The organism is Aeromonas media, assembly GCF_000819985.1.
GTDB lineage: Bacteria > Pseudomonadota > Gammaproteobacteria > Enterobacterales > Aeromonadaceae > Aeromonas > Aeromonas media.
On record NZ_CDBZ01000035.1, the window covers coordinates 8,814 to 9,300 of the forward strand.

General features: G+C 58.3%; 1 protein-coding gene. It reads right to left on the reverse strand.

Annotated features, from left to right (window positions below; all coding sequences use genetic code 11):
• Positions 1-250, reverse strand: a 250-nt coding sequence (locus BN1127_RS21070; protein ID WP_197069613.1) for a DUF1302 family protein, incomplete at its 3' end; no start/stop codon positions are given.
• Between the last annotated feature and the right edge of the window lie 237 nt (positions 251-487).

Sequence of the window (487 nt, forward strand, 5' to 3'; positions counted from 1 at the left end):
CGGCGCTGATGCGAAAGCCGGTGTTGCCCTTGTTCACCACGTCCAGCTCGGTCAGCAGATCGAAGCGGGTGGTGACGGTATCGCCGGCATCCTTGAAGTTGTAATCCCCATCGTTGTTGTTCGGGGTGGCGAGCATCCGCTCGTCGGCACTCTCGGTGCGCACGCCGTAGTTGAACTTGCCGGTGTTGTCGAAGCGAACGGACCACTCTTCGCTTCCGGTATCGACTTCGACCGCCTGAACGGTGGGCATGAGGACGGCCGCAATGGCCGTCGCCAGAAGGCTGAGGCGCAGGACGCCGCAACCATGACTCGTGTGCATGTAATCCATTACAGTCTCTCCGAGTGTCGTCATCTGATTTAGTTGTTGTTATCTGTTTGCTCGCCGTTTCCGTTGGCTTTGCATTGATGCAAGCGAGATGACCTGGCTGATGGCGCACCACCTTGTTTGGCACTCGAGGATGCAGCTCTGTTTTTGCATCGGCCCCGG